Below are 4,764 nucleotides of genomic sequence, written 5' to 3'. Positions count from 1 at the left end.
ATATTTGAGGTCTCCGGGCTGCTAAGCCTTGCTACCGTCACGCCCAATGGTGACACTTCTGCTTTGCAAACCCAGTGACATTTCTACTTGGTTGCAACACTCACAGACAATCTTATCCCCGTGCAATCCGACATCTGCGCGCAAACAGTTTAGTGACGTAAAGTAAATCGTCCAACCCCGACAAGCCATCATCTTGATGTTGCTTGTATTTGCCAATTCGTGATCTCATTGCCATGCTGCACGCACTTAGGTTCCACAACGGTTAGGCCGATATGATCCCTATTCATCCCCCCGCTACGCAAAATCCGCCAAAGGAAACGGTTGTGTCCCGTATCCGCGCGAACGGCGCGGCCTATCCCGAGCGCTTGGCGCTGGTTTGTGGTGAAGACCGATTGAGTTGGGGGGCCTTTGATACGCGGATTAATCGCGTTGCGAACCTGTTGATCCAATCGGGATTGGGCAAGGGCGATCACATCGCGATTATTTCGCCCAATTCCATTCCCTACGCAGAACTGTTTATGGGTATCCTGCGGGCGAGAGCCTGCGTGACGCCCCTGTCGTCAATGGCATCGCCCGACGCGTTGCAAAAGATGCTGACCGACTGCGGCGCATCCGCGATATTTGTTGCATCGCAATACCTTGAACTGGTCGCAGGCTTTGTAACAGAGCTGCCCATCAAGCGCTTTGCGATTGATTTCGAACATGCCGCTTTTGAAGGCTATGAGGCGGCCTTGGCACAAGCGCCAACCACCGACCCTATGGTTCCGATTGAAATGAGCGATGCTTTCAATCTTATCTATTCTTCTGGTACAACCGGTACACCCAAAGGCATTATTCAGGATCACTGGATGCGAGCGGCGCAGATGGATCGCGTGTCACCCAACGGCTATGATGACAACGCGCGCACCCTGATTTCGACACCGCTGTATTCCAACACGACGATTGTTTCCTTTGTGCCAACGCTTTTTGGCGGCTCGACTGTCTATCTGATGCCCAAGTTCGACGCGCGCCAGTATCTGCAAATTGTCGAGCATGAGAAGATCACACATACGATGCTTGTGCCTGTGCAGTACAAACGGATTATGGATGTCCCCGACTTTGATCGTTTCGATCTGGGGTCTATGCGGATCAAATTTTCAACCTCCGCGCCGCTGCGCGCGGATGTAAAGCGGGATGTGTTGGCGCGTTTCCCGGGCAAATTGATCGAATACTACGGGCTGACCGAAGGCGGCGGCGTGACTGTACTGGTTGCCGATGAACATCCCGGCAAGCTGCACACAGTCGGCCAATTGGCCCCCGGCAATGACATCCGCCTGATCGACGCAGACGGGCAGGAAGTGCCGCAAGGCGAAATAGGCGAAATCTGCGGACGTGGCCCGACCATGATGGCCGGATACTTCGGGCGCGACGATCTGACGGCCGAATACATCTGGCGCAATTCCGAGGGCGATGTCTATTTCCGCTCGGGCGATATGGGCTCGTTTGATGAGGACGGGTTTCTTGTGCTGTCTGATCGCAAGAAAGACATGATTATCTCTGGCGGCTTGAACATCTATGCCAATGATCTTGAAATGGCGCTTCTGGGCGATCCTGATGTTATCGACGCGGCGGTGATTGGGGTGCCCTCTGACACTTGGGGGGAAACGCCGCTGGGTCTTGTGGTGCTGCGAGAGGGCTCAAGCAAGAGCGCCGAGAGCCTTTTGAACGACGCCAATAGCAAGCTTGGTAAAAGCCAGCGTCTATCCGCAATCGAAATACGTTCTTCCCTGCCGCGCAGCAGCATCGGCAAAATTCTCAAGAAAGAGCTACGCATTCCTTATTGGAGCACGCAGAAAGCGAACATATGAGCGAACCTAAAATGAACGGTGCTGAAAGTCTTGTGCACAGCCTCCTGTCCAGCGGCGTAGAGGTTTGCTTTACCAACCCTGGCACGTCCGAGATGCATTTTGTTGCGGCCCTCGATCATATCCCGGGCATGCGTTCCGTGCTTGCCTTGCAGGAAGGTGTCGCAACCGGCGCGGCGGATGGATATTTCCGGATGGCGGGCAAGCCTGCCTCGACCTTGCTGCACCTTGGCCCTGGCTTGGCCAACGGGGTATCCAACCTGCATAACGCCAAGAAAGCCGGTTCCGGCGTGGTGAATATCGTGGGGGAACACGCCTCTAGCCACATCGCGCTGGATGCACCGCTAACCGCTGACATCGAGGGCATTGCCCTGCCCGTCTCGCATTGGGTACGCACGTCTACTTCGGCGGCCGCCGTGGGCAAGGATGCAGCAGAGGCGGTACAGGCCGCCATGGTTGCGCCGGGCCAGATTGCGACGCTGATCCTGCCCAGTGACACCGCTTGGGATGACGGCGGGGTGCCGCATGAAGCCCTTGATCGGGCACCGCCCGCGCCCTTTGCCGAAGACCTGTTGACCCAAGCGGCGCAGGCGCTGGACGGCCCCGAAAGTCTGCTATTGCTAGGTGGCAATGCGCTTGGCGAAAGCAATTTGGAACTGGCGGGCCGCATTGCTGCGCAAACAGGCTGCGGGCTTTTGTCCGAATGGGCCAACGCGCGTCTTGAACGTGGTGCAGGGCGGGTTGCAATCGGGCGTGTGCCCTATCCGATTGATATCGCGTTAGAGGTTCTTAAGCCCTACAAACGAATTGTATTGCTTGGCGCGCGCGCGCCTATCGGCTTTTTTGCCTATCCCGGCAAACCCGCGATTTTGACCCGCGATGGCGCAGAAATCCTACCGCTTGCCGAGGCGGGCACAGACCTTACATCAGCCCTGAACGCGCTTTGCGATGCAACGAATGCCAGACTGACGCCGCCTGCCCATATCGCCGCGCCCGAAGTGCCAGAGCGCCAGCAGGGGCCGATCAACCTTGATACGCTCGCTGCCACGATCGCCCGCACGATACCCGAAGATGCGATCATAGTGGATGAATCCGTCACCACGGGGCGCGGGTTCTCGCCCTTAACCAAAGGCGCGGCACGGCATACGTGGCTGAACAACTGTGGCGGCTCGATCGGCTATGGGCTTCCTGTCGCAATCGGGGCCGCCATCGCCTGCCCGGATCGCAAAGTGATGGCGCTCATTGGGGACGGCTCTGCGATGTATACGGTTCAGGCGCTCTGGAGCATGGCGCGCGAAAACCTCGATGTGACTATCTTGATTTTCGCCAATCGCAGTTACAAAATTCTGCGCGGCGAGCTGAGCAATGTCGGCGTCCAGAATCCCGGGCCTCGTGCCATTGATATGCTGTCTTTGGACCGCCCCGACTTGCAATGGGTCGACATGGCCAACTCTATGGGTGTCGAGGCTTGCCGTGTAAGCGAATGCGAGGCGCTCGAACTGGCGATTGAAACAGGGCTGGCAACCTCATCGCCCTACCTTATTCAAGTCGACCTTTAAGCCGCGAAACCCTGCCCCGGATTTGAAATGCCTAGGCGCGCGCGGCGCGCCAGGCGACGGCCATTGGCGGCAGCGCAAGAAGAAATCCGGCAAACGTCAGCCCTGCATGGCTTAGTCCCAAAATGCCGCCAATCGGCGCGGCAACAAGCAGGCCGGCCACGAACAAAAACAGCCGCATCAGTGCCGATGTGCTGCTAGAGTTCAAGGGGCCCACGAAGCTCACAAATCCTTGCAGCGCTGCCGAAATAAACCAGACGCCGATCAAGGCGCAGACCAGCACAATTGCCACTTCCAAAAGCGGGCCTTGGCCGATCAGCGCAGGATTCAGCACAAAGAAAAACGGGATTACATAGATCACGCCGCCCAGCTTCATGGCTTCAAAACCGGTTTTGAAAGCGTTGGCCCCTGCCATCGAGGCAGCGGCGAAAGCACCCAAAGCGACGGGCGGTGTAATGAAACTGACCATGCCCCAATACAGGATGAACAGATGCACCGCGAGCTCATCAAGACCCGCCTGAACAAGGGCCGGGGCAAGCACCACAGCCAGAAAAATATAGCAGGCCGTGACCGTCATCCCCATTCCAAAGATAAAGGATGTAACAGCGCCCATGATGAGCAACATCGTCAGGGAATTGCCTGCCATGTGCACCAGCTCATTGGCCAGCGGCCCTGTCAGGCCCGTCGCTTGAAAGGCCCCAACAATCATGCCGATCCCAAGCAGCACGGCGACCAGCTCGGAAAGCGTTCGGCCAACCGATACGATGATGTTCAAAAACCCGTGCCAAGAGACGCGATCGTTCTTGTTGAACTGGTTGACCATAAGCAACAAGGTGACGGCATAAAACGGCGCCGTTTTTTCCCAGCGAAAGGCCACCATCAGGAAGATCAACAGCGCAAATACAGCGATATAAAGCCAGCCTTCGCGCAGGGTTTGCAAGATGGCGGGCCTGTCTACTTTTGCCAGCCCTTTCAGACCGCGCCGCGCAGAATAGGCATCGACCTGGACAAACAGGCCAAAGAAATAAAGCAGCGACGGGATCGCAGCAGCCATCATGATTTCGACGTAGGGACGACTAAGCCAGGACGCGATAACAAATGCGGTTGCCCCCATGATCGGCGGCATCAACACGCCCCCGGTTGACGCGCAGGCCTCTGTTGCGGCGGCGTAGCGGGCAGAAAAACCGGTTTTCTTCATCGCGGGAATAGAAACCGCGCCCGTTGTCAGCACATTCGAGATAACCGAACCCGACATTGATCCCATAAAGCCTGATGCAAAGATTGATACCTTGGCAGCGCCGCCGCGATACCCACCAACCAGCGCCATGGCGAGGTTGTTGAAAAACTTGCCGCCCCCCGTGAAC

General features: G+C 57.0%; 3 protein-coding genes. 2 read left to right on the top strand and 1 reads right to left on the bottom strand.

Annotation, left to right across the window (positions count from 1 at the left end; all coding sequences use genetic code 11):
- The first annotated feature begins 323 nt into the window (after positions 1-323).
- Both WBC85_RS05700 and WBC85_RS05695 read left to right on the top strand, forming a co-directional pair.
- Positions 324-1,847 carry a class I adenylate-forming enzyme family protein gene (locus WBC85_RS05700; RefSeq protein WP_424433862.1) on the top strand — a complete coding sequence of 508 codons (1,524 nt, stop codon included), beginning with the start codon at positions 324-326 and terminating at the stop codon, positions 1,845-1,847.
- Positions 1,844-3,403, top strand: coding sequence for an acetolactate synthase large subunit (locus WBC85_RS05695; RefSeq protein ID WP_424433860.1), 1,560 nt, complete (start codon positions 1,844-1,846; stop codon positions 3,401-3,403). The genes WBC85_RS05700 and WBC85_RS05695 overlap by 4 nt, the downstream gene beginning before the upstream one ends.
- Positions 3,404-3,434: 31 nt before the next feature.
- Here WBC85_RS05695 and WBC85_RS05690 read toward each other — a convergent pair.
- A partial coding sequence (locus tag WBC85_RS05690) for a TRAP transporter permease (RefSeq protein WP_424433858.1) occupies positions 3,435-4,764 on the bottom strand: 1,330 nt, incomplete at its 5' end.

This window comes from Planktotalea sp., assembly GCF_049680325.1.
Lineage (GTDB): Bacteria > Pseudomonadota > Alphaproteobacteria > Rhodobacterales > Rhodobacteraceae > Planktotalea.
Note: the sequence above shows the minus strand (reverse complement) of the source record. Positions and strands in the feature narration are given on the sequence as shown.